Here is a 26,474-nt window from a genome sequence, read left to right as displayed (position 1 = left end):
CGTTTCAGCCGGGAATCCCGCCCCGGGTCAGGGCCGCGGGATCGAGCAGCCGCTCGAGCTCGTCCCGCGACAGGTCGGTCGCCTCCTCGGCCACCTCGAGGATCGGCCGTCCCGCCTGGTAGGCCTGCTTGGCGATGGCCGCGGCGGCGTCGTAGCCGATCACCGAGTTCAGCGCCGTGACCAGGATGGGGTTGCGCGCCAGCGGCTGACGCAGGTTCTCCTCGCGCACCTTGAAGGTGGCGATGGCGCGATCGGCCAGCAGCGCGGCGGTGCGGGTCATCAGCCCGATGGCGGTAAGCAGGTTGTTGGCGACCAGCGGCAGCATGACGTTGAGCTGGAAGTTGCCGCTCTGCCCGGCCACCGTCACCGCGGTATCCAGGCCGATCACCTGGGCCGCGGCCTGGGCGGCGGATTCGGGGATCACCGGGTTGACCTTGCCCGGCATGATCGAGCTGCCCGGCTGCAGGGCCTCGAGTTCGATCTCGCCGAGCCCCGCCAGGGGGCCGGAGTTCATCCAGCGCAGGTCGTTGGCGATCTTCATCACCACGCAGGCGAGCCCCCTGAGCTGTCCCGACAGCTCCACCGCGGCATCCTGGGAGGCCAGCCCGGCGAAGAAGCTGTCGTTCGGCGACAGCGCCAGCCCGGTCTGCCCCCCCAGGTCCCGGGCCATGCGGTCCGCGAACTCGGGGTGCGCATTGATGCCCGACCCCACCGCCGTGCCCCCCTGGGCCAGTCGGCAGAGGCGCACCAGGGCGCTGTCGAGGCGCTCGATGGCCTGCCCCACCTGGCTCGACCAGCCCCCCAGCTCCTGGCTCATGCGCAGTGGCATGGCATCCATCAGGTGTGTCCGCCCGGTCTTGACCACGCCGTCGAGTTCGGCGGCCCGGGCATCGATGGTCCGGCGCAGGTGCACCAGGGCCGGCCGCAGCCGTGACTGCACCTCCAGCGCCGCGGAGAGATGGATGGCGGTGGGAACGACGTCGTTGCTCGACTGGCCCATGTTGACGTGGTCGTTGGGGCCCACCGCCAGGCCGTCGCGACTGGCCAGGCGGGCGATCACCTCGTTGACGTTCATGTTGCTCGAGGTACCCGAGCCCGTCTGGAAGACGTCTACCGGGAACTGGTCGTCATGCTCGCCGGCGATCACCGCCTCGGCGGCAGCGCCGATCGCCCCGGCCCGCTCGGCGTCGAGCAGGCCGAGATCCCGGTTGACCCTCGCCGCGGCCAGCTTGATTCGCGCGATGGCGTGGATGAAGGCCGCCGGCATGGGCTGGCCGGAGACCGGGAAGTTGTTGACTGCGCGCTGGGTCTGGGCGCCGTAGAGGGCCCCGGCGGGCACCTCGAGCTCGCCCATGCTGTCACGCTCGATGCGATGGTCGCTCATGGCCTTCTCCTTGTCGAAGGACGCTGCGGGACGTCACCCTTCACCATGGTGCCGCCGCACGCCGCTTGCAAGGCGGCACTCGCCAATGCCCCCCGGGCTCCGCTATGGTCGTCGAGGTGATGGCACCAGGACGGAACCGTGCATGATGCTCAGCCGCTCTTGCTTGACCAGGGTCGCACGGCAACTGCCGCTGCTCGTCGCCGTCTGGCTGGCCGGCTGTGCCGCCAGCGGGGCTGCGCCCCCCGCGGCCGAGGTCACCGCCGAGCTGAGAGATGGCCGGGTGATCGCCGAGGATGGCTACCAGCTGCCGATGCGGCGCTGGCTGCCGGCGGAGGAGCCCGCGGTGGTGATCCTGGCGCTGCACGGGTTCAACGACCATGCCGGCAGCTTCGAGCCCCTGGCACGTGCGCTCCGGCCCCGCGGCATCGCCGTGCATGCCATCGACCAGCGCGGCTTCGGCACCACTCACGGGCGCGGCCTCTGGCACGGCGAGCAGCGCCTGGTCGATGACGCCAGGCTGGTCGCCCGCCTGCTGCGGGAGCGCTACCCGGAGTCGCCCCTCTACCTGGTCGGAAAGAGCATGGGGGCCGCCGTGACCCTGCTCGCGGTCACCGCCGCGCCCCCCCTCGAGGTGGACGGTGCGGTGCTGATCGCACCGGCGGTCTGGGGGCTCGAGACCATGCCCTGGTATCAGCGACTCGGCCTGCGGGCCGCCGCGACCCTCTTCCCCGGCCTGACCCTCTCCTCGCAGATCACGCGGCGACTGGGCATCCGGCCCACCGATGACCCGGAGGTGATGCGCGCCATGCTCGACGACCCGCTGATCCAGCGCCGCGCCCGCGTCGACACCCTGTACGGCCTGAGCCAGCTGATGGATGCCGCCAGCCGGGCCGGCGAGCGCCTGCCGCCGCCGTCCCTGCTGCTCTACGGCGAGCAGGACCAGGTGATTCCCCCGGAGCCGATCTGCCGGCTGCTCCGGCGCCTGCCCGGCGACACCGCCCACCGGCTGGTGCTCTATCCCGACGGCTTCCACATGCTGACCCGCTACAGCGGCGACACCGCGACCCATGAGGACATCGCCGCCTGGCTGCTGGATACGCGGGCGCCGCTGCCCTCGGGTCACGAGATCGACCACGACACGGCCCGTCAGCGACTCTGCGACGGCTGATCCACTCGACTGGCGAGGTTTTCGCCCGGGGATGTTGCACTGCACAAAATGCTCTGCTATTGTGCAGCGCAACAGGAAGGGAAAGGCGACACTCCCGTGTGGCTTCCCGAGACTTCAAGAGCCCCGGAGGGTTTCACGATGCAAGACTTCGATACCAAGCAGTTCACCGAGCAGTTCGAGTCCATGTTCTTCGGCCCGGCCCGCGCCTATGCGTCGCTGTCGGTCGACTATGCCGAGAAGCTGGTCAACGCCCAGCTCGACGCCGGCAAGGCCTACACCGACACCGGCCTGGCCCAGCTGCGCAGCCTGATGAACGTCAAGGATGCCGAGGGCCTGCGCACCTACATGGAAGGCCAGCAGAAGGTCGCCAAGGACCTGACCGAGCGCCTCAAGGGTGATGCCGAGAAGGTCGTCAACCTGCAGCAGGACTTCGTGCAGAAGAGCCAGAAGCTCACCGAAGCGAACGTCAAGCAGGCTCAGGAGACGGCCACCAAGGCCGCCAAGTAAGCCGATTGCCGCCTGGTCCGGCCGCGTGCCGGCCAGCGCTTGAAAGGGCCACCGATCCTCGATCGGTGGCCCTTTTGCGTTAAGCTCTGCTTGCTCGGGATTCCCCGTCGGGTCCCGGGCGTCCACCACCGGGAGTAGAGATCATGAAACGCTGGATGCTCGTCGTGCTGTCGGCCCTGCTGCTGGTCGGCTGCGAGATCGTACCCCCCGCCCCGACCGACCGTATCGAGGTGATCGACATCGGCATCGAGCGGGAACCCGAGCGGGAACGCACCGCCCCCGATCGTGTGGCGCGACAGGTGGCCTTTCCGGAGGCGGAGTATGCCGCCCTGCCGACGCGCGGCAGCAGTGTCATCAGCGGCCGCCTGAGCCTCAACGGCACCCCGGCTGCCGGCGAGACCGTGTCGGTGGCGCCGGTGACCACCTACTCCGCCGAGGCCGCCGAACAGGCCCTGGCCGGACGCGCCGTGGAGCCCGCCGACCCGCGAGCCCGGGCGTACACCCACACCACCCGCACCGGCGGCAACGGCCGCTTCCGCCTCGACGGACTGCCGCCCGGGGAGTTCTACGTCTCGGGCAGCGTGGTGGATCGCGCCAGCGGCGAACGGCGGATCATCATCCGCCAGGTGTCGCTGGGCCATGGCCAGCGCCTGGAGGTCGACCTGAGCCGGTGACGCCTACCAGCCCAGCGCCTGCTTGACGAAGGGAATGGTGAGCTTGCGCTGGGCGGAGAGCGAGGCACGGTCCAGCGCCTCCAGGGCCTCGAACAGCTCGCCCAGCCGGCGGGGACCGCGATGCAGGATGTAGCGGGCGACCTCGTCGGAGAGTTGCATGCCGCGCGCCCGGGCGCGCAGCGTCAGGGCGGCCAGGCGCTGGTCGTCATCCAGTCCCTGCACCTGGAAGGTCACGCCCCAGGTCAGTCGCGAGGCCAGGTCGGGGAGCCGTACCGGCAGCTGCCGGGGAGGCGCCTCGGCCGCGATCACCAGCCGGCTGCCGGCATCGCGAAGCCGGTTGAAGGCATGGAACAGCGCCTCCTCCCAGCGCTTGCGACCGACCACGCGCTCCAGGTCGTCGATGGCCACCAGGTCGAGTCGCTCGACCTCCTCGAGCATCAGCGGTGGGAAATGCCCCAGCTCCTCCAGGGGCAGGTAGAGGGCCCGCCGGTCGCGATCGGAGGCGCAGTGGCAGGCCGCCTGCAGCAGGTGGCTGCGCCCCACCCCGGGCTTGCCCCACAGGTAGAGGAAGGGCTCGCCGCCGCCGTCGAGCTGGTGGACCAGCCGGTCGACCAGGGGGGCGTTGGCGCCGGCAAGGAAGTTGGCGAAGGTGGCATCGTCCCGCAGCCCCACGCCCAACGGAAGCTGCGCGGGTGCTCGGCTCATGTCGACTCCTCGTCGTCGGTGCGGCGTTGTCTGGCGTCGTACAAGGTGCTGTTCTTGTAGCGGTCGTTGAGTTCCCGCAAGAGTACCATGATCACGGCCGCCGCCGGCAGCGCCAGCAGCACCCCGGTGAAGCCGAACAGGTTGCCGCCGGCCAGCACGGCGAAGATCACCGCCACGGGGTGCAGGCCGATCCGGTTCCCCAGCAGCTTGGGCTGGAGCACGGTGCTCTCGATGACCTGGCCGAGGGAGAAGACCGCCACCACGCCGACCAGGGCCAGCCAGCCGCCGAACTGGAAGAAGGCCACGACCAGCGCCACGCTGATGCCGACGATGAACCCGAGGAAGGGCACGATGCTGGCCAGGCCGGCGATCAGCCCGATCAGCACGCCAAAGCGCACGCCCATCAGCGACAGGCCGATGGCATAGATGGCACCGAGGCACAGCATCACCAGCAGCTGACCTCGCAGGAAGGCGGAGAGCACCTCGTCGCAGCGCCGGACCAGGCGCACCACATCGGCCTCCCAGCCCCGCGGCAGAAGGTCGCGAATGCTGGTCATCAGGCGCTCCCAGTCGAGCAGCAGGTAGAAGGTCACGACGGGTATCAGCGCCACATAGGTGACCCAGGTGACGAAGGCCATGCCGGAGCGACCGACCTGGCCGAGGAACTGGGCCAGGTAACCTCCGGCATCCTGCCAGTGCTCGGAAAGCGCTTCCTGCACGTTGCTCAGCTCGCCGCCCACGTCGAACCCCGTCCAGGCCTGCAGCTGGGGCGCCAGCACCGACTCCATCCACGCGAAGATGCCGGGAATCATCTGGCCGAACTGGCGGAACTGCTGGACGAGCAGCGGGATCAGCACCAGCAGCCCCACCGCCAGCACCAGCAGCAGGACCAGGAAGACAGCAGACACCGCCAGCGGACGCGACAGGCCCCAGCCCTCGAGCCGGTTGGCCATGGGGTCGACCAGGTAGGCCAGTATCATGCCGGCGATGAACGGCATCAGCATCGCCTCGAGGCGAAACAGCAGCCATACCAGCGCCACGACGCCGATCAATACCCACCACTCTCTGCGCATCCCTTCCTCCCCGTTGCCGATACCTGCCCTGGCGATGCAGGCGAGCCGACGGCTGCCAGCCCTGCCGCATGATGCTACAATTCACGCCCCGATCTTGCCCACTGCCCGTCGGCCTGCGACGGCCAGCGACGCGCTATTCCGACGACTCACCGACAGCCATTCTCATACAGGACAGGTCATGACCGATTCCACTTCCCGCCCCTCGCTCAGCTACAAGGATGCCGGTGTCGACATCGACGCCGGCAATGCCCTGGTCGATCGCATCAAGGGCGTGGCCAGGCGCACCTCCCGTCCCGAGGTGATGGGTGGACTGGGCGGCTTCGGTGCCCTGTGCCAGCTGCCTGCCGGCTATCGCGAGCCGGTACTGGTCTCCGGCACCGACGGGGTGGGCACCAAGTTGCGCCTGGCCATGGACCTGGGCCGCCACGACACCATCGGCATCGACCTGGTGGCCATGTGCGTCAACGACCTGGTGGTGGCCGGCGCCGAGCCCCTGTTCTTCCTCGACTACTATGCCACGGGCAAGCTGGATGTGGACATCGCCGCCGACGTGGTGACCGGCATCGGCGAGGGGTGCGAGCAGGCCGGCTGTGCCCTGGTGGGCGGCGAGACCGCCGAGATGCCCGGCATGTACGAGGGCAGCGACTACGACCTGGCCGGTTTCTGTGTCGGCGTGGTGGAGAAGTCCGAGATCCTCGACGGCCACCGGGTCGCCGAGGGTGACGTCCTGCTGGGCATGGCCTCATCCGGCCCGCACTCCAACGGCTACTCGCTGATCCGCAAGATCCTCGAGGTCGGCCCGGCCGACCTCGACACCGCCATCGATGGCCAGCCACTGGGCGACGCCCTGCTTGCCCCCACCCGCATCTACGTCAAGCCGCTGCTGTCGCTGATCCGGGAGAGCGGCGTGCCCGTGCACGCCCTCTCCCACATCACCGGCGGCGGCCTGCTGGAGAACATCCCGAGGGTGCTGCCCGAAGGCCTCGGCGCGCGGATCGACGTGGCGAGCTGGACCCGTCCGGCGGTATTCGACTGGCTGCAGCAGCAGGGCAATGTCGACGAGCACGAGATGCACCGCGTGCTCAACTGCGGCATCGGCATGGTGATCGTGGTTCCCGCCGACGAGGCCGACCGGGCCCGCGCCCACCTGCAGGCCCAGGGCGAGACCGTGCACCGCATCGGCGAGATCGTCGCACGCCGCGGTGACGAGGCGCCGGTGCGACTGGAGAATCTCGAGGCATGAGCGGACCCGGCTACCAGAGCGACACCCTCAGGGAGATCACCCCGGAGCCCGGCGAGGCCCGCCGCGTGGTGGTGCTGATCTCGGGCAACGGCAGCAACCTCCAGGCGCTGATCGACGAGCAGGCCCACGACAGGCTGGGCGGCGAGATCGTCGCGGTGATCTCCAACGAGCCCGACGCCTACGGCCTGCAGCGCGCCCGGGACGCCGGCATCGACGCCGTGGTGCTGCCGCACCGCGAGTACGAGAGCCGCGACGCCTACGACGGCGCCCTGATCAAGGTGATCGAGCGCCACGAGCCCGACCTGATCGTGCTGGCGGGCTTCATGCGCATCCTCACGCCGCGCTTCGTGCAACGCTACCTCGGCCGCATGCTCAACATCCACCCGTCGCTGCTGCCCGCCTACCAGGGCCTGAACACCCATGCCCGGGCGCTGGCCGACGGCGTCAGCGAGCACGGCTGCAGCGTGCACTTCATCACCGAGGAGCTCGATGGCGGGCCGGTGGCGCTGCAGGCCGCGGTCGAGGTCGCCGATGGCGAGACGGAGGAGAGCCTGAAGGAGAAGGTCCACGCCCGCGAGCACCTGATCTACCCCATCGCGGTGAAGTGGTTCCTGGAGGGACGCCTGCAGCTCGGCGCCGACGGCGCCACCTTCGACGGCCTGCCGCTGCCGCCCCAGGGGCTGCGGATGTCCCATGCCGATGCCGCCGAGGAGCTCGACGAGGATCAAGAGCTGTAAGCTGTAAGCTGGAAGCTAGATAGTCAAAAGCGAACCCCACGAGCCTGGCGACTGTGGGGTTCGCTTTTTCTTACAGCTTCAAGCTTATGGCTTACAGCTCCCGGGGTCAGGTGCGGGGAAGCGTGACGCCCCGCTGCCCCATGTACTTGCCGCCGCGATCCTTGTAGGAGGTCGCGCACTCCTCGTCGGACTCCAGGAACAGCATCTGCGCCACCCCCTCGTTGGCGTAGATCTTGGCCGGCAGGTTGGTGGTGTTGGAGAACTCCAGGGTGACGTGCCCTTCCCATTCCGGTTCCAGCGGCGTCACGTTGACGATGATCCCGCAGCGGGCATAGGTCGACTTGCCCAGGCAGATGGTCAGCACGCTGCGCGGGATGCGGAAGTACTCGACGGTGCGGGCCAGGGCGAAGGAGTTGGGCGGGATGACGCAGACGTCGCCCTTGATGTCGACGAAGCTCTTGTCGTCGAAGGCCTTGGGATCCACCACCGCCGAGTGGATGTTGGTGAAGACCTTGAAGTCGTCGGCGCAGCGCACGTCGTAGCCGTAGCTGGAGGTCCCGTAGGAGATCACCCGACGATCGTTCACGTAGCGCACCTGCTCGGCCTCGAAGGGCTCGATCATGCCTTCCCGCTCGGCCATGCGGCGGATCCACTTGTCGGATTTGATGCTCATCGGGACGTCCTGGTGGGTATCGGAGGAAGAAGTCGGGGCCGTCATGATAGCGGCCCCGTGGATCGACGTCACTGCCTGCTCAGCAAGCAGTCGCAGTTGGATGCATAGCGGGCGCCGGGGGCAGGTCGAAGAGGAGGTCCGATTCCAGGGGTGAGGAGCACTGCTCCGAACGGGCTGGCCATGGATGGCCAGCACCGGCCCTGCAAGCGGAGCAGGATGCGAGAGCGCCGCAGGGAATCGGTAGCGCCCAGGGAAGGGTTCACAGCGCCTCCTCGTCGGTCCGGCGCTCCGGGACCTGCCTCCGGATCAGCCCCGCTACTGGAACACTTGGAAATGAACGGCGATAGAGCCTTGGCCGGCTCAGTCGTCGCTGAAGGAGATGCTCGGCCCCTCGGGCGACTGCTCCCGGATCTGCTCGGCCACCTGGCGTGCCATGTCGCGGAAGGTGGCCGTCACCTCGCCATCCGGCTCGGCGACCACGGTGGGGCGCCCCCCGTCCACCTGCTCGCGGATCGACAGGGTGAGTGGCAGCCGACCCAGTACCCGGGTCTGGTACTCGCCGGCGATGCGCTCGCCGCCCCCCTCACCGAAGATCGGTTCGCGGTGGCCGCAGTTCGAGCAGACATGCAGGCTCATGTTCTCCACCACGCCCAGCACCGGCACGTTCACCTTGCGGAACATCTCGATGCCCTTGCGGGCGTCGAGCAGGGCGATGTCCTGGGGCGTGGTGACGATCACCGCACCGTCCACGGGCACCTTCTGGGCCAGGGTCAGCTGGATGTCCCCGGTCCCCGGGGGCATGTCGATGAACAGATAGTCCAGGTCGTCCCAGGCGGTCTGGCCCAGCAGTTGCTGGAAGGCACCGGCCACCATCGGACCGCGCCACACCATGGGCTCGCGGATGTCGACCATGAAGGCCATGGACATGGCCTGGATGCCGTGGGCCTCCAGCGGCCTGAAGCGGTTCTCGCCGGCGGACTGGGGGCGCACGCCCTCGCCCACGCCCAGCATCTGCGCCTGGCTGGGGCCGTAGATGTCGGCATCGAGGATGCCGACGCGGTAGCCCTCGGCGGCCATGGCCAGTGCCAGGTTGACGGCGACGGTGGACTTGCCCACCCCGCCCTTGCCGGATGCCACGGCGACGATATGCTTCACCCCTTCGATCACGACTCGCTCCTTTAGCTGTTGGGCAGCACCGCCCGCGGCGGCTGCCAGGCCAGTATACCCGCCGGGGTCGAGGAGGATGCAATGCCCGCACGCGCGAACGGCGAGCCAGGCTCGCCGTTCGCATTCCGACAGCCGACGCTCGCGTCAGTCCTGGTCGGCCTCCAGGGCCTGGCCGGCTTCCAGGTTGGCTTCCAGCTCGGCCAGCTCGCTGCGCCACGCCTCCAGCTGTGACTCCAGGCGCTCCAGCTGTGATCGACGACGCTCGATCTCCGCGTCGATGGCCTCGATCTCGTCCCGGCCGATCTCGATGGCCACCAGCAGGTCGTCGCGCTCGCTGCGGGCCTCCTCCAGGGCCGCTTCGGCCTCGTCCCGCTCCTGGCGGACGGCCTCGAGCTGCCCCTCGAGCGTCTCGCGCTGCTGCTCGAGCTCGCCGAGCTCATCGGTCAGGGCGTCGCGCCGCGCTTCCTGCTCGCCGATCTCGTCGCCCAGCGAGGCGAGACGCGCCTCGGCCTCCTCGCTCTCGGCCTGCAACGCCTCGAGGTCGGCGATGGCCTGCTCGCGATCCCGTTCGGCCTGCTGGCGTGCCTCCTCGGCCTCCTGACGGGCGGCTTCCGCCTCCTGGCGTGCCTCCTCGGCCTCCTGCCGGGCGGCCTCCGCCTCCTGGCGTGCCTGGTCGGCATCCTGTCGGGCCTGCTCGGTCTCGTCATACTCCTGCTGCAGTGCGGCCAGTGCCTCCTGCCCCTCGTTCAGGCGCTCCTCGGCACCCTCGACATCGGCCGTCACCGCCTCTCGCGAGGCCTGCGCCTCCTCGAGATCGGCTCTGGCCGCCGCGACTTCGAGCTGGGCCCGCTCGAGCTCGGCCTCGGCTCCCTCCTGCTCCTCACGCAGCTCTCCCAGGCGGGCCTCGAGCGACTCGATGTCGGCCTCGGCTTCATCTCGCTCGGCGAGCTGACTGGTGAGTGACGCATTCTCGTCCTCCATGGCGGAGAGCCGGGACTCCAGCGCCTCGACCTCCTCCTTGTGCGAGCTGGCGCTGGACTGGGCGAACAGCGCCCAGATGACGGCCACGACGGCCACGGCGGCCAGTCCCTTGACACGATTGTCCTTGAACAGTGAATTCTGCGAGGTTTCCGACATGCGACGTCTCCTCTCGGATTCAGGCTACGAATCGGTACCGACCGGCTGGGCCGCGCGGCATGGATGCAACACCTTCAGCATACATAGCGATCGCAGGGGGGGAAAGCGAGGGCGCGAAGGCTCAGAATCGCTCGCCGGGCTCCAGGTAGCGCCACTGCCCCGGGGGGACGCGTCCCAGGGAGACGCCGCCGATGCGCAGGCGCTTCAGCGAGATCACGCCCAGCCCCAGGGCCCGGCACATCGCCTCCAGCTGCCCCGGCACCATGCCCTTGAGGGCGAAACGCAGACGGTTCTCGCTCTGCCAGCTCACCCTGCCGGGGGCCAGCCGGCGGCCGGGGATCGCCTCGCCACGCCGCAGCGCTGCCAGCCCTTCCTCGTCGAGGCTGCCGTCCACCTCGACCAGCCACTCCTGCTCCAGCCGGGCGGTCTGCTCGTCGAGCCGTCTCGCCACACCACGGTCCTGGGTGAAGACCAGCAACCCGCCTTCGCCGGCGACCAGGGGCAGCATCACCGTCAGGCCGCGGAAGTGCGCCTTGAGCACTCGCCGCGCCCCGGCATCCTGCTCCCGGCGCGTGGCCGGGGTGATCAGCGTCCTCGCCAGCGCCGCGGCCTCGAGGCCGCCATGATCGGGGGGACAGTTGAGCAGCAGGGTGGCCGGGGGGATCGCCTCCGCCCGGGCCCCCGCCGCCAGTTCGACACGCTGCTCGCCGACCTTGAACTGCGGCTCCTCGACGACCTGGCCGTCGACCAGGACCCAGCCGCCGGCGATATACTGCTCCGCCTCGCGACGGGAGCAGGCCAGCCGTCGCGCCAGGCGCTTGGAAAGACGCTCCGTGCCGGGGGCGTCACCGGTGGAGCTCGGGCTATCGGTCGTGGTCATGTCGGGTCCCGGGAGGTTGAGGGGGAAGGGATTGTACCCGCTTCGGTGCCGCTTCAGGGGGCGGGGGGTGCCTCGAGACGCCAGTTGGAGAGCCAGGGAATGCCCCTGACCTCGATGCCCAGCCGCCGCAGCCACTGGGCGGTGACCAGGTTGGACTGGTGGGTCAGCCAGTAGGCGCGGGGATAGGGGACGAACTCGAGGTCGAACTCGGCGCTGTAGGTCGGTGCCACGCCTCCCTCGCGGAAGTGGGCATCGAGCCGACGCCTCAGCGCCGCCACCCGGTCGGACTCTGCCTGGAGGGGGTAGACGCGCGCCAGGCCTTCCGGCGCCAGCCGATGGAGCTGCGCGGGGCTATCGATCTCCTCGTGCAGCCCGCGCCCCAGCCCGCTGGCCGTTGGCCACAGCAGAGCCGCGACGCCGGCCAGCAGATGCCGGCGTCCCTCGACGTACCAGCCCCATTCGCCATAGCTGTAGCGCACCATTCCGCCCCGGGCCAGGGGCAACACCAGGCTGGCATGGCGGCCATGGTCGAGCAGGTAGACCTCGACGGGGTCGACGGGGGCCACCGGGGGAGAGAGGCGCCCGGCACAGCCGCTCAGCAGCAGCACGGCAAGCAGCCACGGGAGTGCAACCGAGCGCATCTCAACTGGCCAGCCAGATCCGGTGCTTCGCCCCCTTCCCGGGGCGATGGGCGCGTACCGTGACCTCCTCGACCAGCAGGCCGACGCGCCGCAGGCGCTCGGTGAAGGCGGGATCCTGACCCGCCGACCAGACCGCCAGCACGCCGTCGGGACGCAGTGCCTCCTGGGCGGCGGCGAGTCCCTCGGGCGAGTAGAGCCAGTCGTTCTCGCGGCGCGTCAGGCCCTCGGGGCCGTTGTCCACGTCGAGCATGATGGCGTCGAAGCCGCCGGGCTCGCGGCGCAGCAGCTCGCCCACGTCCCCCAGGCTGACCCGGGTGCGGGGATCGTCCAGGGGGCGGCCGGCGGCCATGCCGAGCGGCCCGCGGTTCCACTCGACCACCCCCGGCACCAGCTCGGCGACCACCACCTCGGCGTCCTCCCCCAGCACGGCCAGCGCGGCGGCGAGGGTGAAGCCCATGCCCAGGCCGCCGACCAGCACCCGGGCAGCGGGACGGTCGGCAATCCGCTGGCAGGCCAGCTCGGCCAGGGCATCCTCGGAGCCATGCAGGCGGGTATTCATCAGCTCGCCACCCTTGCCGGCGATGCGGATGGAGAACTCGTCGTTGCGTCTCAGCAGCCGCAGCTCGCTGCCCTGACCGGGGATGCTCGCCGTGCCGATCTCTTCGAATTTGGCCATGATGCCTCGTTGACGGAAGGAAACGGGTGTCCGGGGAGCCGTCGCGCCAAGCCCCGATGACGCGCCGGACGACCACCGGCAGCGCTCATTATGCGGTCGTCGCCGACCACATGCCATGCCGGGGTCGGCACGGGCATGATTGACGGCGATCGTCGCTACCGGCGTATGATGCCCTGACAGCCTCACGGAAGGCATGGCACATGACGGACGCTCCGCCCCCGCCCCGCTCGCACCACGTCGCCTTCACCCTGCTGCCGCGGATGGCCCGCTTCCTGTGGCGGGTGCTCACGGCCTTCCTGCGCAACCGTGGCATCCTGCTCGCCGGCGGCGTGGGCTACAACATCCTGCTCTCCATCGTCCCGCTGTTCGCCCTGCTGGTGGTCCTGCTGGCCGGCGTGGTCGACGAGCAGCACCTGCTCGAGGTGCTGTCGGTCCAGGCGCGCCACCTGGCGCCGGCCCACGCCGAGGTGCTGCTCGAGGCGGTGCGCACCCTGCTCGATTCCCGGGATGTCATCGGCATCCTCGGCTTCCCGGTGCTGCTGCTGTTCAGCTCCTTCGCCTTCCGCATGCTGGAAGACGCCCTGGCGATCATCTTCCACGCTCCGGATACCCATCTGCACGGCCGCAGCGCCTGGGTGTCGGTGCTGATGCCCTATGCCTTCATGCTGGTCCTGGGGGCGGGACTGCTCGCCCTGACCCTGCTGGTGACCCTGGCCAGCTCGCTGAATGCCCTCTGGATGGCCCTGTTCGGACGCGAGCTGCCGCTGGCCGGCCTCTCGGAGCCGATGCTCAACCTGACCAGCTTCCTCGGGGTCTTCCTGCTGTTCAGCGCCATCTACAAGGTGCTCCCGGTGGTCGGCATCGCGCTCAGGCGAGCCGTGGTGGGCGGCTTCGTCGCCGCCCTGCTGTGGGAGGGGGTGCGCCTGCTGCTGGTCTACTACTTCGCCAACATCTCCTTCGTCAACGCCGTCTACGGGTCGCTGGCCACCCTGATCGTGGTGCTGCTGAGCCTGGAGGTGGGCGCCATCATCCTGCTGCTCGGCGCCCAGGTGATCGCCGAGCTGGAGCGCAATGCGCGGCTCGGCCTGCCCTGGCACATCGACCCGCGCCGCCAGGCCGTCACCCATGTGGACTGAAGGCCGTCAGCGGCGCTCCTCGCGGGCCCCGGCGCCGTGGCGCAGCCGCCGGATCAGCGCCACCAGGCTGCGCCCGCTGACCATCCCCAGCAGGTAGATCGCCACCAGCAGCAGGGCCAGAGGCAGCGACAGGCTCCAGGTGAGGAAACGCACTTCCACCACGGCGATGTTCTGCACGAAGAGGATCAGCACCAGCAGCGTGACGACCAGCTTCACGGCCAGCAGCAGCTTGTCCATGCCATCTCTCCCTGTCGAAGGGGACACTTCCAAGCTGGCCGGCGGCCATGGCGCTGTCAAGGAGCGCGCTCAGAAGGTCGAGAGCCTTCAGCCGTCAGAAGGTAGAGAGCCTTCAGCCGTCAGAAGGTAGGGAGCCTTCAGCCGTCAGAAGGTAGAGAGCCCGGTGGCCTCCATCACCCGGTAGCGCAGCCGCTGCCAGGCGGTGGCATCGCCGTGGACGGCAAACGGCTCGCTGGTGACCTTGTCGGGCGTCGAGTGCCAGCGCCGCTCGAAGAAGGCACCGGCCTCACTCAGGGCCGGGGTATCGACGGGGCCGATCAGGCGCAGGCTGGTTTCCAGGTTGAGGTCGTCGAGGTTGCGTCGGGTGAAGTTGGCCGAGCCGATGATCATCTCGGCCTCGCCGGCCGTCGCCGGCCGGCGCAGCAGCAGCTTGCTGTGGCACTGCTCGCCGCGGGTGGCGCACCAGCGCACGTGGATGCCGGCATCATGGAGCTCCCTGGCCACCGGCCGGTTGGGGATCCCCCCCTTCTCGAGGCCGAAGGCATCGCGGTTGGGATCGAGCAGCACCCGGATGTCGACGCCACGCCCGTGGGCCGCCAGCAGTGCCTCGATCACCCCCCGGTGGGACAGGTAGAAGACGGCGATATCCAGCCGGTCTCCGGACCTGGCCCGGCCCACGGCGGCGACCAGCGCATCGCGGATCGCGCCCTCGGTGAGCACCTGCAGGCGTGCGCCATGCGCCGGGACGCCGGCCTCGGCCGCACGCGGGGCGGGCAACGACACCCCCGACCAGCCCGCCACCGGGCGCTCGGTATCCAGCAGGTCGAGGGCGGCCCCGCCCTCGACGCGCAGCGCCACGTTGCCGTGCAGACTGCTGGCGTCGTGGGGGTTGGCCGAGGTCACCAGGCCGACCCAGCCGTCACCCTGGTCGACCACCAGGCTCTTGCGGTGGTTGGCATTGAAGTTGAGCAGGGCGAGATAGCTGCGCAGCGGCACCCGCCCCGGGCCCAGGGCATTGGGCAGCCAGCCCCCCTCGCTGCCGTTGCCGAGCCAGCGCGGCCCCAGATGCCAGACCCCCGACCAGAGGGGATTGGAGGCGCGCAGTCGGTTGAGATCGGTCAGCACCACCGTGACGCCGGCCCGGCGCAGGGCCTCGAGGTGGTCGAGCTCGAGACCGCCATAGAGGGTGTTGAGCGGGTCGGTGATGACCACCGCCTCGAGATCGGGGTGACGCCGCTTCTGGCGGACCAGGGCGTCGGTCAGCTCCGTGGAGAGCGGACGGAAGGCCTCGCCGTCGGCGTTGCCGGCGAAGTCGTTGAACAGGAACATGTCCAGCACCACGAGACGCCGGGCCTGGCCCACCAGTGCCAGAAGCTCGTCGAAGATCTCGCGGCGGGCCTGACGCTCCCCCGAGCCGTCGATCCAGGTCTCGTCGGCCAGGAAGCGCACCGACTCGGCGGGGCGTTCCGGCCAGGCTTCACCGATGCCTTCCGGCAGCGGCTTGAACCGCTGCCAGGTGCCCATGGCGATCCAGGCCACCAGCAGCAGCGTCACGATCCATGGCCACATACGTCGCCTCCCCTGCACTACCCGTCCCATACTGGCCCACTCCCTGCCGTGAACGATCGCCGTGGTCCGCGGCGATGAAGTGGCAGCATAGCCCCTGGCGCACCGAAACGCAGCGCGCCCGGCCGGGGCCGGACGCCTGGGACGGGAAGGCGGGCGGCGTCAGCGGCCCAGGCGCTGCTTCCGCCGGCGCCTCGCCAGGCGCGCCAGGGGCACCAGCGCCACCAGGCCGAGCACCGAGATGGCCAGCACCGCCAGCATGACCGGGCTGCCGGTATGGCTGTGCACCGTGGGGGCATCGTGGCCGGGATGGGCCAGCGACGTACCGGCGCACAGCATCAGGACAGGAACGGCGGCCAGGGCGGCACGCCTGGAGGGGGTCGAGAAAGGGATCATGGTGACATTCTCCTTGCCGGGGTTTGTGTGTCGATGATTGACGTCAGGTGGGTGCGGCCATCTCCGGCGGCCGGCGCTCCGGCAGCATGCCGCGCTCGAGGATGAAGTGGATGATCGTCTCCAGGCCGACACCGTCGTAGAGGTTGGTGAAGACGAAGGGGCGCTCGCCGCGCATCGTCCTGGAATCGCGCTCCATGACCTCGAGGGAGGCGTGCACCTGCTCGGCGATGTCGATCTTGTTGATGATCAGCAGGTCCGACTTGGTGATGCCCGGCCCGCCCTTGCGGGGGATCTTGTCGCCGGCGGAGACGTCGATCACGTAGAGGGTCAGGTCGGAGAGCTCGGGGCTGAAGGTGGCCGAGAGGTTGTCGCCGCCGGACTCCACCAGCACCAGCTCGAGGCCCGGGTGGCGCGCCTGGAGCTCGTCGATGGCGGCGAGGTTCATGGAGGCGTCCTCGCGGATGGCGGTGTGCGGACAGCCCCCGGTCTCCACGCCGAGGATGCGATCCGCGGCCAGCGCCTCGTGCTTGAGCAGGAAGTCGGCGTCCTCGCGGGTATAGATGTCGTTGGTGACCACGGCGATATCGTAGTGGTCGCGCAGCGCCAGGCAGAGCTGCTTGAGCAGGGCCGTCTTGCCGGAGCCCACCGGGCCGCCGACGCCAACGCGTAAACAATGGGTCATGTCGTCACTCCTGTGCTGTCGATCACTTTCATTCTGTCGAGGCCGTGCTGGTCGTGGCGGACCGCGCCGAGGCTGCCCCTATGGGGTCAGACCCCAGCCAAGTCACGAAGCCCGTCATGGTGCGCCTTGCGGGCGGATTCGACGCCGCCGGGGTCTGACCCCATAGGGACCGGCAGCGCTGGCAACCAGTCCCCGACGGCGCTAACTTCGAAACAGCCGCGAATACTGGGTCTCGTGCAGGGCGCTGGCCAGCGCCAGGCCGGGCAGCGCCGGGCCGAGTTCGTCGTCAGCAAGGGTCAGCGCCTCGTCCACCGCCACCACCACTGACGGCCGCAGCCGCTCCACCAGCCGCTGGGCGGCGGTATGGCCCAGCGGCAGCGCCTTGCAGGCGACGGCCAGCTGGTTCTCGAGCCAGGCCCAGGCGAAGCCGAGCAGTGCCTGGCGTACCGGCACACCGCGGCGATGGGCGGTCCAGGCGAAGACCGTCACATAGCCCGCCCGCTCCGGCAGTGTCGGCTCGGCCGGCAGCAGCGCCAGGCTGTCCAGCAGGCGCGCCAGCGAGGCGCCGAGCCGCAAATCCTCGGCGGCGAGCTCCGCGGTCTCGCGGTTGGCGGCGAGCCACTGATCCCACTCGGCCAGCGCCTCGCCGTCGCCCGCCGCCCAGGCGGCGGAAAGGCGGGTCAGCGCCGGCAGCTCGCAGCGGGTCAGGCCGTCCTCCAGCACCCCTTCCAGCCAGTCGCCGAGGGTGGCCTCGTCACGCACCCAGCCCAGCTCGAAGGCGCTCTCCAGCCCCTGGGAGAAGGCGAAGGCGCCGATGGGCAGCGCGGGGCTGACCAGCTGCAGCAGGCCCAGCAGCGCCAGGTCGTCGCCCTGCCCCGCCGGCGGCGTCATGACGGGCTCAATGGGCAGGGTCATGGTCGTGGGCCTGGTGGTGATGATCATGTCCGTGTGAGTGGCCATGGGCGTGCCCCGCCTGCTGGTAGGCGCCGGGCTCCGGGTCGAAGGGGGCCTGATGGCGCTCGAGCGTCGCGCCCAGACGCTCGGCCAGCGCCTCCAGCACATGGTCCGGCGGGAAGCGCACATGGCCGCCCCGAGCGTCCTCGCCCAGCGCCAGCTGCACATGGCGGTTGCCCAGGTGGTAGGCGAGCCGTGCCAGGGGGAGTCCTGCGCCGATGCGCGCGGTGACCACCGGCTCGTCGGCCGCCCTCACCCGCACCGTCTCGCCGCTCTCGGCGCGCAGGCCCTCGCCGTCGCGCAGCACCGGGCCGCGGTCGAGAAACAGGCCCAGCTCGCGCCCGGTATCGCTGGTCGCTTTCAGGCGACCCAGCACGCGTTGCTCATAGGGCAGCGTCAGGGTATCCGTGGCCTGGTCCGCCGCGATGGGGCCCAGGCGTTCGGTCAGTTTCAGCATTGGCATCGTCTCGTTGAATTCAGGCTCGGAGCCGAGCAGGCGACAGGTCGGACCCCGTCGAGCCACCTCGCGCGACCGCTGGCAGTCCGGTCGAGACGACGCGGTCGATCTTCAGGGAAGAAGATCGAGGAAAGCCGGCACAGGGATGTGCCGTCTTTCCGACCGCGGGAGTCCGACCGGGATGCCAGGGTTTCGGGCGCGTGGCGTGGCGAGCGCGGGGTTCCGAGCATGGCGCCATCCTCGAAGGCATCAGAACAGATGATAGCGCTGGGCCAGCGGCAGCTCGGTGGCGGGCTCGCAGGTCAGCAGTTCCCCATCGCAGCGCACCTCGTAGGTCTGGGGATCCACGGAGAGCGCCGGGCAGGCGTCGTTGAGTTTCATGTCGCCCTTCCTCACCCCGCGCACGTTGCGACAGGCGGAGAGCTCGCTGGCGAGTCCCAGCCGCTCCTTGATGCCGGCGTCCAGCGCCGCCTGGCTGACGAAGGTCAGGCGGGTCTGGCTGGCGGCGCGGCCCAAAGCGCCGAACATCGGCCGGTAGTGCACCGGCTGGGGGGTGGGAATCGAGGCGTTGGGGTCGCCCATGGGGGCGGCGGCGATCATCCCGCCCTTGATGATCATGGCGGGCTTGGTGCCGAAGAAGGCCGGCTTCCAGAGCACCAGGTCGGCCAGCTTGCCCACCTCGATGGAGCCCACCTCGTGACCGATCCCGTGGGTGATGGCCGGGTTGAGGGTGACCTTGGCGATATAGCGCCTGGCCCGGAAGTTGTCGGCGCCAAGCGCCTCGTCCTCGGGCAGCAGCCCCCGCTGCACCTTCATCTTGTGGGCGGTCTGCCAGGTCCGGCAGATCACCTCGCCGACGCGGCCCATGGCCTGGGAGTCCGAGGCGATCATCGAGATGACCCCCAGGTCGTGCAGGATATCCTCGGCGGCGATGGTCTCGCGGCGGATGCGCGAGTCGGCGAAGGCCACGTCCTCGGGGATGTTGGGGTCCAGGTGGTGGCACACCATCAGCATGTCCAGGTGCTCGTCGATGGTGTTGACCGTGTAGGGCCGCGTCGGGTTGGTGGAGGACGGCAGCACATAGGGCTTCGCGCAGGCGGTGAGGATGTCCGGCGCGTGGCCGCCCCCCGCCCCCTCGGTGTGGTAGGTGTGGATCCCGCGCTCCTTGAAGGCGGCCAGGGTGTCCTCCACGAAGCCCGACTCGTTGAGGGTGTCGGTGTGGATGGCGATCTGCACATCAAATCGTTCGGCGACGGCCAGGCAGCTGTCGATGGCCGCCGGGGTGGTGCCCCAGTCCTCGTGGAGCTTGAGGCCCATGGCGCCGGCCTCGAGCTGGGCCTCGAGCGCCTCGGGCAGGCTGGCATTGCCCTTGCCCAGGAAGCCGATGTTCATGGGCAGGTCGTCCACCGCCTGGAGCATCTTGCCGATGTGCCACTCCCCCGGGGTGCAGGTGGTGGCGTTGGTGCCGGTGGCCGGCCCGGTGCCGCCGCCGAGCATGGTGGTGATGCCGCTCATCAGCGCCTCCTCCACCTGCTGGGGGCAGATAAAGTGGATATGCGCATCGATGGCGCCGGCGGTGAGGATCCTGCCCTCGCCGGCGATGATCTCGGTGCCGGGGCCGATGACGATCTCGACCCCGGGCTGGGTGTCGGGATTGCCGGCCTTGCCGATGGCGGCGATCCGCCCGGCCTGGATCCCCACGTCGGCCTTGACGATGCCCCACCAGTCGAGGATCAGGGCGTTGGTGATCACGGTGTCCATCACGCTGTCGTCATGGCGCTGGCTCTGGCCCATGCCGTCGCGGATCACCTTGCCGCCGCCGAACTTCACCTCCTCGCCATAGTGGGTGGCGTCCCGCTCCACCTCGATCCACAGCGCGGTGTCGCCGAGGCGCACCCGGTCGCCCACCGTGGGGCCGTACATGTCGGCATAGGCCTGACGGCTGATTTTCATGACTGCCCTCCTTGGTCTGCAGCGCCGGAAGACGGCCTTCGCGCGGCACCGGGCGCGGTAGAAGCCGCGGCAGCGGGCGCGATAGAGAGCTTGCCCATCACCTCGCCGCGGAAGCCGTAGATATGGCGCCGGCCGGCATAGGGGATCAGCGTCACCTCGCGGGTCTGGCCCGGCTCGAAGCGGATCGCCGTGCCGGCGGCCACGTCGAGGCGATGGCCGCGGGCACGGTCGCGATCGAAGGTGAGCGCCGGGTTGGCCTCGGCGAAGTGGTAGTGGGAGCCGACCTGGATGGGCCGGTCGCCGGTGTTGGCGACCTCGAGGGTCAGGCGATCACGCCCCTCGCAGAGCGCGATCTCGCCGTCCTGCAACTGGTATTCACCTGGAATCATCGGAAGCTCCTCAGACAATCGGCGAGTGAACGGTGACCAGCTTCGTGCCGTCGGGAAAGGTGGCCTCGACCTGCACCTCGTCGACCATCTCGGCCACGCCCTCCATGACGTCATCTCGGGTGAGGATCTCGCGGCCGTAGCCCATCAGTTCCGCCACGGTGCGCCCGTCCCGGGCGCCCTCCAGGATCTCGAAGCTGATCAGCGCCACCGCCTCGGGATAATTGAGCCTGAGGCCACGGGCGCGGCGCCGCTCGGCCAGCTGGGCCGCCATGAAGAGCAGCAGCTTGTCCTTGTCTCGGGGGGTCAGTTCCATGGGTGTATCTCCTCAAGATGTAAGAACGGCGCTTCGCGGCTGGTAGGCTGTTGGGGTGCATCCCACGTGTTTCTCGGCGTCGGCTTCCCGTTCGCTGCCGATGTCGACGGCATGGTCCCTATGGGGTCAGACCCCGGCCAAGTCGCCATGCCCGTCATAGTGCACCTTTCCCGCCGTACCGGTCCCCGCCGGGGTCTGACCCCATAGGGACCGTCAGCGCCGGTGCCTGACCACCAAGACGCGGCTATCGGGTCTGACCCCAAAAGCCTCAAAGGCCTTCGCAAACGCCTCCTCATGTCCTCCAGATCCGCGGTACACAGGCCTCGCGGCCGAGCAGCCGGGGGCGCAGCACCCGCCAGGCCGCCTCGCACAGCGCCCAGGCCTCGCGACACTCCTGGCCCAGGTAGCGCAGCAGCAGCACGCCGTGGCGCCCGGTGGCCGCCCAGCGGGTCGAGGTGTCGAGCCGCTGGCGCAGGGCCTCGACGGCCTCGGTCTCATCGGCCAGGCCCACCGCCCAGAGCGTGGCCTGGACGGTGGCGCCGCCCTGCCCCCAGCAGCCACGGAAGCGCGGGTGGGCCGGGTCCAGTGGCTGGCGCTCGAGCCACAGCGGCCTGCCGTCGCGGGTGAGCCGGAAATGCTGGTCGATGCGGCCCGAGGCATAGGGGAGCCGGCTTGCCGGACGCCCCAGCGCCATGACCTCCCAGCCCAGGCAGCGTGCGCTGCCGGCCAGCTCGATGGAGGTCAGCTGCTCGCCCCGGGCCCCGTCGAAGGCAATCGTCTCCTGGGGCAGCCACTCGAGAATGGCCTCCTCCCCGACCCGCAGGCGCGCCTGCTGGCGGCAGGCCACGCCGTGGCTGTCGGCCCGATAGAGCTTGTTGGCCGCCGGCGTGGTCAGCAGCGCATGGGCGCCGCCCTGGACGCCGACATCGATGCTCAAGGCATCGCCGCTGACCAGCCCACCCGGCGGATGCAGCAGGTAGACATGGCAGGCCCCCTGAGGCCCTTCCGGATGGAAGGGCCGCTGCACCCGCAGCGGGCCACGATGGCGCGCATGAACCAGGCGGGTCACGTCCCGGCGCAAAGCGAAGCCCAGGTCCAGGGAGGCGTCCCAGCGGCGCCCGGCATCGAAGCGATGGCCGGAATCCGTCGGCGGGTTGGCATCCAGGGAGGTCTCGAAGGCGGTCATGGGCGGCTCGTGATCCAGCGTGTATCACCTGCTATCAGCAAGCACCGTACCAGTTTGGGGAAGGAGGTGGTTTACGCTTATCTTTCAGTGCATTGGGAGTCACCTCCAGCACGGGACAGTGCCCCGGCGTCCTCTTGAGGTGCACCACAGCCAGCCATCGCGCACCCCTCGAGTGCAGGCGCACGGGCGGACAGGCCAGAAAGGTGCAAGGCGCCCCCTGCGAACCACAGGGGGCGCCTCGATGCTCGGCGCTCGGCGCTCGGCGCTCGGCGCTCGGCGCTCGGCGCTTCGAGCCTATACCGTCAGGTGCTCCCTGATCAGCGCATCGGTGAGCTCGCCGATCGGCCCGCGGGCCACCGGCCGCCCGCGGTCCATGATCACGAAGCGGTCGGCGTACTTGCGTGCGAAGGGCAGCTTCTGCTCCACCAGCAGCACGGTCAGGCCGTCCTCCTCGATCAGCCGCCGGATCACCTCGCCGATCAGGGTGACGATATTGGGCTGGATGCCCTCCCCCGGCTCGTCGAGGATCAGCAGCCGCGGCTCGATCACCAGGGCGCGGCCGATGGCCAGCTGCTGCTGCTGGCCACCGGAGAGATCCCCGCCGCGGCGATGCTTCATCTCCTCGAGCACCGGGAAGAGCTCGTAGACCCGCTCCGGAATGGCGCGGCGGCCATCGCCACGGGCGGCCAGGCCGGTACGCAGGTTCTCCTCCACCGTCAGCAGCGGGAAGATCTGGCGACCCTGGGGCACATAGCCGATGCCCAGCCGTGAGCGATCCTCGATCCGCCGGCGGGTCAGCTCGACGTCGTCGGCGAAGCGGATGCGCCCGGAGGCGACCGCCACCTCGCCCATCACCGCCTTCATCAGGGTCGTCTTGCCTACCCCGTTGCGACCCATGACGCAGGTACACTGGCCGGCGGGCACCTCGATATCCAGGTCCCAGAGGGTGTGGCTCTCGCCGTAGAACTGGTTGAGCTTGTCGATCTCGAGCATCACGCCTCCTCGCCCAGGTAGACTTCGATTACCTTCGGATCAGTGGACACCTGGTCCATGGTGCCCTCGGCGAGCACGCTGCCCTGGTGCAGTACCGTCACCTGACGGGCGATGGAGCGCACGAAGCCCATGTCGTGCTCGACGACGACGACGGACTGTTTGCCCGCGAGCCCGGTCAGCAGCTCCGCGGTGCGCTCCATCTCCTGCTCGGTCATGCCGGCCACCGGTTCGTCCACCAGCAGCAGCCGCGGCCGCTGCATCAGCAGCATGCCGATCTCCAGCCACTGCTTCTGGCCGTGGGAGAGGATGCCCGCCGGCCCGTCGCGCAGCTCGGCGAGCCCGATGGTCTCGAGCACCTCCTCGACAAGATCGCGCACTTCGCCGCTCATCCGTGCGGTGAGGGTCGGCAGGATGCGCTTGTCGGCGGCCATGGCCAGTTCCAGGTTCTCGAAGACGGAGAGCGCCTCGAACACCGTGGGCTTCTGGAACTTGCGGCCGATGCCCAGGCTGGCGATCTCCGGCTCGTTCATGGCCAGCAGGTCGTGGCGGCTGCCGAACCACACCTGACCATGGTCAGGCCGCGTCTTGCCGGTGATGATGTCCATCATGGTGGTCTTGCCGGCGCCGTTGGGACCGATGATGCAGCGCAGTTCGCCGTCGTCGATGGTCAGGTTGAGATCATTGATCGCCTTGAAGCCATCGAAGCTCACCGTGACGTCCTCCAGGTAGAGGATGGGGCCATGGCGCACGTCCACCGGCGAGGGATCCGGCGCGAGGAACTCGAAGACCCGATCCCTGCGGGAAAGCGACTTGATCAGGTTCATGCCGAGACCTCCCTGCCGGTGGTGGACCCATCGTCGTCAGGGCGGCCCCGGCGCAGACGATAGCTCAGCAGACCGGCGATGCCCCGCGGCAGGAAGACCGTGACCAGCACGAACATCGCCCCCAGGGCGAACAACCAGGCATCGGGCATCACGCCGGTGAACACCGTCTTGGCGTAGTTGACGAGTATCGCCCCGATCACCGCGCCGTAGAGGGTCGCGCGGCCGCCCAGGGCCACCCACAGCACGATCTCGATGGAGAAGATCGGCGAGAACTCGCTGGGGTTGATGATCCCCACCTGGGGCACGTAGAGGGCACCGGCCAGGCCGGCGAGCATCGCCGAGACCACGAAGACGAACAACTGGAAGCGCTCCACCCGGTAGCCGAGGAAACGCGTGCGCGCCTCGGCGTCGCGGGTCGCCACGCAGACCCGGCCCAGCTTGCTGCCGACGATGGCGCGACACAGCACATAGCCCAGCGCCAGGGCCGCCCCGGTGGCGATGAACAGCCCCAGCCGGGTGGCATCGCTTCTCAGGTTGAAGCCGAGGATGTCGCGGAAGTCGGTCAGGCCGTTGTTGCCGCCGAAACCCATCTCGTTGCGGAAGAAGGCCAGCATCAGGGCGAAGGTCAAGGCCTGGGTGATGATCGACAGATAGACCCCGGTGACCCGCGAACGGAACGCCAGGAAGCCGAACACCAGGGCCAGCGCCCCCGGCGCCAGCAGTACCACGATGAAGGCGAACCAGGCCATGTCGAAGCCGGCCCAGTACCAGGGCAGGCTCTCCCAGTCGAGGAAGACCATGAAATCCGGCAGCTCGGGATGCCCGTAGACGCCCCTGTCGCCGATCTGGCGCATCAGGTACATGCCCATGGCGTAACCGCCCAGGGCGAAGAAGGCGCCATGGCCGAGGCTCAGGATGCCGAGATAGCCCCACACCAGGTCCACCGCCACGGCCAGCAGCGCATAACTCAGGTACTTGCCGAACAGGTTGACGGTATAGGCATTGACATGCAGCGCATGCCCCTGGGGCACGGCGACGTGCAGCAGCGTCACCAGGGTCATGGCGGCCAGCAGCACGCCGAGGAAGAGGAGCGTCGAACGCTCGTGGAAGGGTCGTGTCAGCCACATGGTCGGTTAGCCCTCCGCCGCGCGGCCCTTCTGCGGAAAGAGTCCGCGGGGGCGCTTCTGGATGAACAGGATGATGAAGACGAGCACGATGATCTTGGCCAGCACGGCACCCGCCCAGGGCTCCAGCACCTGGTTGATCACGCCCAGCGACAGGCCCGCCACCAGGGTGCCCCAGAGGTTACCCACGCCGCCGAACACCACCACCATGAAGGAGTCGATGATGTAGTTCTGGCCCAGGTTGGGGCCCACATTGGTGAGCTGCGACAGGGCTACCCCGGCCAGGCCGGCGACGCCGGACCCCAGGGCGAAGGTCAGGATGTCGACCCGGGTCGCACGGATCCCCATGGAGCGCGCCATGGCGCGGTTCTGGGTCACCGCCCGGACCTCCAGGCCCAACCGGGTACGGCGCATGATCAGCATCAGGGCGGCGAACACCACCAGGGTGAAGCCCAGCACAACCATGCGATTCAGGGTCAGCGACAGGGCATCGTTGACGACCAGCGAACCGCTCATCCACTCCGGGGTGATCACGGTACGGTTCTGCGGGGAGATGGCCGTGCGCACCAGCTGTTGCAGGATCAGGCTGATGCCGAAGGTGGCCAGCAGGGTCTCCAGGGGCCGCCCCTTGAGGAACTGGATCACCCCGCGCTCGATGGCGATACCCGCCAGGGCGGCCACCAGGAACCCCGCGGGCACCGCCAGGAGCAGTGCCAGCCCCGGCTGGCCGGGCAGCAGTTGCTGCATCGCCCAGGTGGTATAGGCGCCGAGCATGATCAGCTCGCCATGGGCCATGTTGATCACCCCCATCACCCCGAAGGTGATGGCCAGCCCGATGGCGGCGAGCACCAGCACCGAACCGAGGCTCAGGCCGAAGTAGAGGGTCTCGGCGATGCGATTGAGCTTGAGTTTCTGCTCGATGCTGTTGAGCGCCGACCGGGCAGCCGACGCGAGCTCGGCATCCTCGCCCGCCGCCGCCCTCGACAGCGCGACCCGCGCCCGGGGATGCAGGCTGCCCTGCAGGGTCTCGACCGCCTCGACCTCGCCCCGCTCGAGCTCATGGATCGCCAGCGCCTGGCTCAGGCGCTCACGCACCCGACGATCCGCTTCCCGGGCGATCACCTCGCGCAGGGGCTCGGCAAGGTCGGCATCGACCTCGCCCATCAGGCGCTCCGCCGAGGCACGGCGCAGCTCGAGATCCGCCGAGTAGAGATCGACCACGGCGATGGCGCTGCGCAGCTGGTTGCGCAGGGCATTGTTGATACCGATGCGATCCAGCTCGCGGCGGGACATCTCGCCGAGCGGCTCGCCGGTGAGGGCGTCCTCCACCGGCCAGTCGCGGCCGCGGTTGTCGAGCACCACCACGAAGCGGCCATCGTCGGCCCGTTGCAGGCGACCGTCGAGCAGCGACTGCAGCCAGTAGCGGGCTCGCTCATCGTCGCTGGCGACGATGGCCTCGATGGCCTCCCCCTTGGCGGGGAAGCTGTCGACGTCCAGCGCCTCGAGCAGTTCGATGGCAGCGGTATCCTCCCCGCCCTGCTGAGCCTGGGCCGCCAGGGGCATGAAGAGCAGCGCCAGCAGGGTCAACAGCGCCATGCG

28 protein-coding genes and 1 pseudogene are annotated in these 26,474 nt (G+C 69.4%); 6 read left to right on the top strand and 23 right to left on the bottom strand.

Annotated features, from left to right (window positions below; genetic code table 11):
• Positions 1 to 4: 4 nt before the first annotated feature.
• Positions 5 to 1,384, bottom strand: a complete 1,380-nt coding sequence (locus ACOMD9_RS08350; protein WP_421413648.1) for a class II fumarate hydratase — start codon at positions 1,382 to 1,384, stop codon at positions 5 to 7.
• A 163-nt stretch (positions 1,385 to 1,547) separates the two neighbouring features.
• On the opposite strand from ACOMD9_RS08350, the gene ACOMD9_RS08345 reads away from it, so the two are divergent.
• From ACOMD9_RS08345 to ACOMD9_RS08335, 3 genes are all read left to right on the top strand, one after another.
• Positions 1,548 to 2,552 (top strand): alpha/beta hydrolase, encoded by a 1,005-nt coding sequence (locus ACOMD9_RS08345; RefSeq protein WP_421413647.1) that lies wholly within the window; start codon positions 1,548 to 1,550, stop codon positions 2,550 to 2,552.
• A gap of 138 nt (positions 2,553 to 2,690) precedes the next feature.
• Positions 2,691 to 3,059 carry a phasin family protein gene (locus ACOMD9_RS08340; protein ID WP_421413644.1) on the top strand — a complete coding sequence of 123 codons (369 nt, stop codon included), beginning with the start codon at positions 2,691 to 2,693 and terminating at the stop codon, positions 3,057 to 3,059.
• A gap of 143 nt (positions 3,060 to 3,202) precedes the next feature.
• The gene (locus ACOMD9_RS08335) at positions 3,203 to 3,733 is read left to right on the top strand and encodes a carboxypeptidase-like regulatory domain-containing protein (RefSeq protein WP_421413642.1); all 531 of its coding nucleotides are present in this window, start codon (positions 3,203 to 3,205) and stop codon (positions 3,731 to 3,733) included.
• 3 nt (positions 3,734 to 3,736) lie between these two features.
• Here ACOMD9_RS08335 and hda read toward each other — a convergent pair whose 3' ends face one another.
• Positions 3,737 to 4,438, bottom strand: a complete 702-nt coding sequence (gene hda, locus ACOMD9_RS08330; protein WP_421413640.1) for a DnaA regulatory inactivator Hda — start codon at positions 4,436 to 4,438, stop codon at positions 3,737 to 3,739.
• Positions 4,435 to 5,511, bottom strand: a complete 1,077-nt coding sequence (locus tag ACOMD9_RS08325) for an AI-2E family transporter (protein ID WP_421413637.1) — start codon at positions 5,509 to 5,511, stop codon at positions 4,435 to 4,437. Before ACOMD9_RS08325 ends, hda begins: the two co-directional genes overlap by 4 nt.
• 178 nt (positions 5,512 to 5,689) lie before the next feature.
• On the opposite strand from ACOMD9_RS08325, the gene purM reads away from it, so the two are divergent.
• Together purM and purN are read left to right on the top strand one after the other, a co-directional pair.
• Positions 5,690 to 6,754 (top strand): phosphoribosylformylglycinamidine cyclo-ligase, encoded by a 1,065-nt coding sequence (gene purM / locus ACOMD9_RS08320; protein ID WP_421413634.1) that lies wholly within the window; start codon positions 5,690 to 5,692, stop codon positions 6,752 to 6,754.
• Positions 6,751 to 7,491 carry a phosphoribosylglycinamide formyltransferase gene (gene purN, locus ACOMD9_RS08315; RefSeq protein WP_421413632.1) on the top strand — a complete coding sequence of 247 codons (741 nt, stop codon included), beginning with the start codon at positions 6,751 to 6,753 and terminating at the stop codon, positions 7,489 to 7,491. The genes purM and purN overlap by 4 nt, the downstream gene beginning before the upstream one ends.
• Positions 7,492 to 7,597: 106 nt before the next feature.
• On the opposite strand, the gene dcd is transcribed toward purN, so the two are convergent.
• The 6 genes from dcd to ACOMD9_RS08285 form a co-directional block, all read right to left on the bottom strand.
• Positions 7,598 to 8,164, bottom strand: coding sequence for a dCTP deaminase (gene dcd, locus ACOMD9_RS08310; protein WP_421413629.1), 567 nt, complete (start codon positions 8,162 to 8,164; stop codon positions 7,598 to 7,600).
• Positions 8,165 to 8,524: 360 nt separating this feature from the next.
• The gene (apbC, locus tag ACOMD9_RS08305; RefSeq protein ID WP_421413750.1) at positions 8,525 to 9,328 is read right to left on the bottom strand and encodes an iron-sulfur cluster carrier protein ApbC; all 804 of its coding nucleotides are present in this window, start codon (positions 9,326 to 9,328) and stop codon (positions 8,525 to 8,527) included.
• 147 nt (positions 9,329 to 9,475) lie between these two features.
• Positions 9,476 to 10,468 (bottom strand): coiled-coil domain-containing protein, encoded by a 993-nt coding sequence (locus tag ACOMD9_RS08300; RefSeq protein WP_421413628.1) that lies wholly within the window; start codon positions 10,466 to 10,468, stop codon positions 9,476 to 9,478.
• A gap of 121 nt (positions 10,469 to 10,589) precedes the next feature.
• Entirely contained in the window at positions 10,590 to 11,348 is a 759-nt protein-coding gene (locus ACOMD9_RS08295; RefSeq protein ID WP_421413625.1) for an RNA pseudouridine synthase, read from the bottom strand.
• A gap of 53 nt (positions 11,349 to 11,401) precedes the next feature.
• Complete coding sequence (locus ACOMD9_RS08290) at positions 11,402 to 11,989, bottom strand: hypothetical protein (RefSeq protein WP_421413624.1); 588 nt, start codon at positions 11,987 to 11,989, stop codon at positions 11,402 to 11,404.
• A 1-nt stretch (position 11,990) separates the two neighbouring features.
• Positions 11,991 to 12,665: a spermidine synthase gene (locus tag ACOMD9_RS08285; RefSeq protein WP_421413622.1), complete on the bottom strand. Its 675-nt coding sequence runs from the start codon at positions 12,663 to 12,665 to the stop codon at positions 11,991 to 11,993.
• Positions 12,666 to 12,865: 200 nt separating this feature from the next.
• Here ACOMD9_RS08285 and ACOMD9_RS08280 point away from each other — a divergent pair, with 200 nt between their 5' ends.
• Positions 12,866 to 13,801 (top strand): YihY/virulence factor BrkB family protein, encoded by a 936-nt coding sequence (locus ACOMD9_RS08280; RefSeq protein WP_421413621.1) that lies wholly within the window; start codon positions 12,866 to 12,868, stop codon positions 13,799 to 13,801.
• A gap of 6 nt (positions 13,802 to 13,807) precedes the next feature.
• On the opposite strand, the gene ACOMD9_RS08275 is transcribed toward ACOMD9_RS08280, so the two are convergent.
• The 14 genes and pseudogenes from ACOMD9_RS08275 to urtB form a co-directional block, all read right to left on the bottom strand.
• The gene (locus ACOMD9_RS08275) at positions 13,808 to 14,038 is read right to left on the bottom strand and encodes a lipopolysaccharide assembly protein LapA domain-containing protein (RefSeq protein ID WP_421413618.1); all 231 of its coding nucleotides are present in this window, start codon (positions 14,036 to 14,038) and stop codon (positions 13,808 to 13,810) included.
• Positions 14,039 to 14,182: 144 nt separating this feature from the next.
• Positions 14,183 to 15,607 carry a phospholipase D-like domain-containing protein gene (locus tag ACOMD9_RS08270; protein ID WP_421413615.1) on the bottom strand — a complete coding sequence of 475 codons (1,425 nt, stop codon included), beginning with the start codon at positions 15,605 to 15,607 and terminating at the stop codon, positions 14,183 to 14,185.
• 159 nt (positions 15,608 to 15,766) lie between these two features.
• The gene (locus tag ACOMD9_RS08265; RefSeq protein WP_421413613.1) at positions 15,767 to 16,000 is read right to left on the bottom strand and encodes a hypothetical protein; all 234 of its coding nucleotides are present in this window, start codon (positions 15,998 to 16,000) and stop codon (positions 15,767 to 15,769) included.
• A gap of 43 nt (positions 16,001 to 16,043) precedes the next feature.
• Positions 16,044 to 16,682, bottom strand: a complete 639-nt coding sequence (gene ureG / locus ACOMD9_RS08260) for an urease accessory protein UreG (RefSeq protein ID WP_421413611.1) — start codon at positions 16,680 to 16,682, stop codon at positions 16,044 to 16,046.
• Between the two features lie 201 nt (positions 16,683 to 16,883).
• A complete protein-coding gene (locus ACOMD9_RS08255; RefSeq protein WP_421413608.1) occupies positions 16,884 to 17,597 on the bottom strand; it encodes an urease accessory protein UreF in 714 nt (237 codons plus the stop codon).
• Positions 17,581 to 18,093 carry an urease accessory protein UreE gene (gene ureE, locus ACOMD9_RS08250; RefSeq protein ID WP_421413606.1) on the bottom strand — a complete coding sequence of 171 codons (513 nt, stop codon included), beginning with the start codon at positions 18,091 to 18,093 and terminating at the stop codon, positions 17,581 to 17,583. Before ureE ends, ACOMD9_RS08255 begins: the two co-directional genes overlap by 17 nt.
• A 249-nt stretch (positions 18,094 to 18,342) precedes the next feature.
• Complete coding sequence (gene ureC, locus ACOMD9_RS08245) at positions 18,343 to 20,046, bottom strand: urease subunit alpha (protein WP_421413604.1); 1,704 nt, start codon at positions 20,044 to 20,046, stop codon at positions 18,343 to 18,345.
• 86 nt (positions 20,047 to 20,132) lie between these two features.
• Positions 20,133 to 20,435, bottom strand: a pseudogene (locus tag ACOMD9_RS08240) (urease subunit beta); the annotation flags it as partial.
• Between the two features lie 10 nt (positions 20,436 to 20,445).
• Positions 20,446 to 20,748 (bottom strand): urease subunit gamma, encoded by a 303-nt coding sequence (locus ACOMD9_RS08235; protein WP_421413602.1) that lies wholly within the window; start codon positions 20,746 to 20,748, stop codon positions 20,446 to 20,448.
• Between the two features lie 292 nt (positions 20,749 to 21,040).
• The gene (locus ACOMD9_RS08230; RefSeq protein ID WP_421413601.1) at positions 21,041 to 21,934 is read right to left on the bottom strand and encodes an urease accessory protein UreD; all 894 of its coding nucleotides are present in this window, start codon (positions 21,932 to 21,934) and stop codon (positions 21,041 to 21,043) included.
• A 294-nt stretch (positions 21,935 to 22,228) separates the two neighbouring features.
• Positions 22,229 to 22,927 (bottom strand): urea ABC transporter ATP-binding subunit UrtE, encoded by a 699-nt coding sequence (urtE, locus tag ACOMD9_RS08225; RefSeq protein ID WP_421413599.1) that lies wholly within the window; start codon positions 22,925 to 22,927, stop codon positions 22,229 to 22,231.
• Entirely contained in the window at positions 22,927 to 23,751 is an 825-nt protein-coding gene (urtD, locus tag ACOMD9_RS08220; RefSeq protein WP_421413596.1) for an urea ABC transporter ATP-binding protein UrtD, read from the bottom strand. The genes urtE and urtD overlap by 1 nt, the downstream gene beginning before the upstream one ends.
• On the bottom strand, positions 23,748 to 24,878 hold the full coding sequence (urtC, locus tag ACOMD9_RS08215) for an urea ABC transporter permease subunit UrtC (RefSeq protein WP_421413595.1): 1,131 nt from the start codon (positions 24,876 to 24,878) through the stop codon (positions 23,748 to 23,750). The genes urtD and urtC overlap by 4 nt, the downstream gene beginning before the upstream one ends.
• Before the next feature lie 6 nt (positions 24,879 to 24,884).
• Positions 24,885 to 26,471, bottom strand: coding sequence for an urea ABC transporter permease subunit UrtB (gene urtB, locus ACOMD9_RS08210; RefSeq protein ID WP_421413747.1), 1,587 nt, complete (start codon positions 26,469 to 26,471; stop codon positions 24,885 to 24,887).
• Positions 26,472 to 26,474 lie beyond the last annotated feature (3 nt).

The organism is Halomonas terrestris (assembly GCF_049166755.1).
Lineage (GTDB): Bacteria > Pseudomonadota > Gammaproteobacteria > Pseudomonadales > Halomonadaceae > Halomonas.
This window is presented reverse-complemented; position numbering and strand designations above follow the sequence as displayed.

Bases quoted from the DNA above. Each gene is read 5' to 3' on its own strand.
- ACOMD9_RS08350 (WP_421413648.1), bottom strand. From the start codon at position 1,384: ATGAGCGACCATCGCATCGAGCGTGACAGCATGGGCGAGCTCGAGGTG.
- ACOMD9_RS08340 (WP_421413644.1), top strand. From the start codon at position 2,691: ATGCAAGACTTCGATACCAAGCAGTTCACCGAGCAGTTCGAGTCCATG.
- ACOMD9_RS08335 (WP_421413642.1), top strand. From the start codon at position 3,203: ATGAAACGCTGGATGCTCGTCGTGCTGTCGGCCCTGCTGCTGGTCGGC.
- hda (WP_421413640.1), bottom strand. From the start codon at position 4,438: ATGAGCCGAGCACCCGCGCAGCTTCCGTTGGGCGTGGGGCTGCGGGAC.
- ACOMD9_RS08325 (WP_421413637.1), bottom strand. From the start codon at position 5,511: ATGCGCAGAGAGTGGTGGGTATTGATCGGCGTCGTGGCGCTGGTATGG.
- purM (WP_421413634.1), top strand. From the start codon at position 5,690: ATGACCGATTCCACTTCCCGCCCCTCGCTCAGCTACAAGGATGCCGGT.
- purN (WP_421413632.1), top strand. From the start codon at position 6,751: ATGAGCGGACCCGGCTACCAGAGCGACACCCTCAGGGAGATCACCCCG.
- dcd (WP_421413629.1), bottom strand. From the start codon at position 8,164: ATGAGCATCAAATCCGACAAGTGGATCCGCCGCATGGCCGAGCGGGAA.
- ACOMD9_RS08300 (WP_421413628.1), bottom strand. From the start codon at position 10,468: ATGTCGGAAACCTCGCAGAATTCACTGTTCAAGGACAATCGTGTCAAG.
- ACOMD9_RS08295 (WP_421413625.1), bottom strand. From the start codon at position 11,348: ATGACCACGACCGATAGCCCGAGCTCCACCGGTGACGCCCCCGGCACG.
- ACOMD9_RS08290 (WP_421413624.1), bottom strand. From the start codon at position 11,989: ATGCGCTCGGTTGCACTCCCGTGGCTGCTTGCCGTGCTGCTGCTGAGC.
- ACOMD9_RS08285 (WP_421413622.1), bottom strand. From the start codon at position 12,665: ATGGCCAAATTCGAAGAGATCGGCACGGCGAGCATCCCCGGTCAGGGC.
- ACOMD9_RS08280 (WP_421413621.1), top strand. From the start codon at position 12,866: ATGACGGACGCTCCGCCCCCGCCCCGCTCGCACCACGTCGCCTTCACC.
- ACOMD9_RS08275 (WP_421413618.1), bottom strand. From the start codon at position 14,038: ATGGACAAGCTGCTGCTGGCCGTGAAGCTGGTCGTCACGCTGCTGGTG.
- ACOMD9_RS08270 (WP_421413615.1), bottom strand. From the start codon at position 15,607: ATGTGGCCATGGATCGTGACGCTGCTGCTGGTGGCCTGGATCGCCATG.
- ACOMD9_RS08265 (WP_421413613.1), bottom strand. From the start codon at position 16,000: ATGATCCCTTTCTCGACCCCCTCCAGGCGTGCCGCCCTGGCCGCCGTT.
- ureG (WP_421413611.1), bottom strand. From the start codon at position 16,682: ATGACCCATTGTTTACGCGTTGGCGTCGGCGGCCCGGTGGGCTCCGGC.
- ACOMD9_RS08255 (WP_421413608.1), bottom strand. From the start codon at position 17,597: ATGACCCTGCCCATTGAGCCCGTCATGACGCCGCCGGCGGGGCAGGGC.
- ureE (WP_421413606.1), bottom strand. From the start codon at position 18,093: ATGCTGAAACTGACCGAACGCCTGGGCCCCATCGCGGCGGACCAGGCC.
- ureC (WP_421413604.1), bottom strand. From the start codon at position 20,046: ATGAAAATCAGCCGTCAGGCCTATGCCGACATGTACGGCCCCACGGTG.
- ACOMD9_RS08235 (WP_421413602.1), bottom strand. From the start codon at position 20,748: ATGGAACTGACCCCCCGAGACAAGGACAAGCTGCTGCTCTTCATGGCG.
- ACOMD9_RS08230 (WP_421413601.1), bottom strand. From the start codon at position 21,934: ATGACCGCCTTCGAGACCTCCCTGGATGCCAACCCGCCGACGGATTCC.
- urtE (WP_421413599.1), bottom strand. From the start codon at position 22,927: ATGCTCGAGATCGACAAGCTCAACCAGTTCTACGGCGAGAGCCACACC.
- urtD (WP_421413596.1), bottom strand. From the start codon at position 23,751: ATGAACCTGATCAAGTCGCTTTCCCGCAGGGATCGGGTCTTCGAGTTC.
- urtC (WP_421413595.1), bottom strand. From the start codon at position 24,878: ATGTGGCTGACACGACCCTTCCACGAGCGTTCGACGCTCCTCTTCCTC.
- urtB (WP_421413747.1), bottom strand. From the start codon at position 26,471: ATGGCGCTGTTGACCCTGCTGGCGCTGCTCTTCATGCCCCTGGCGGCC.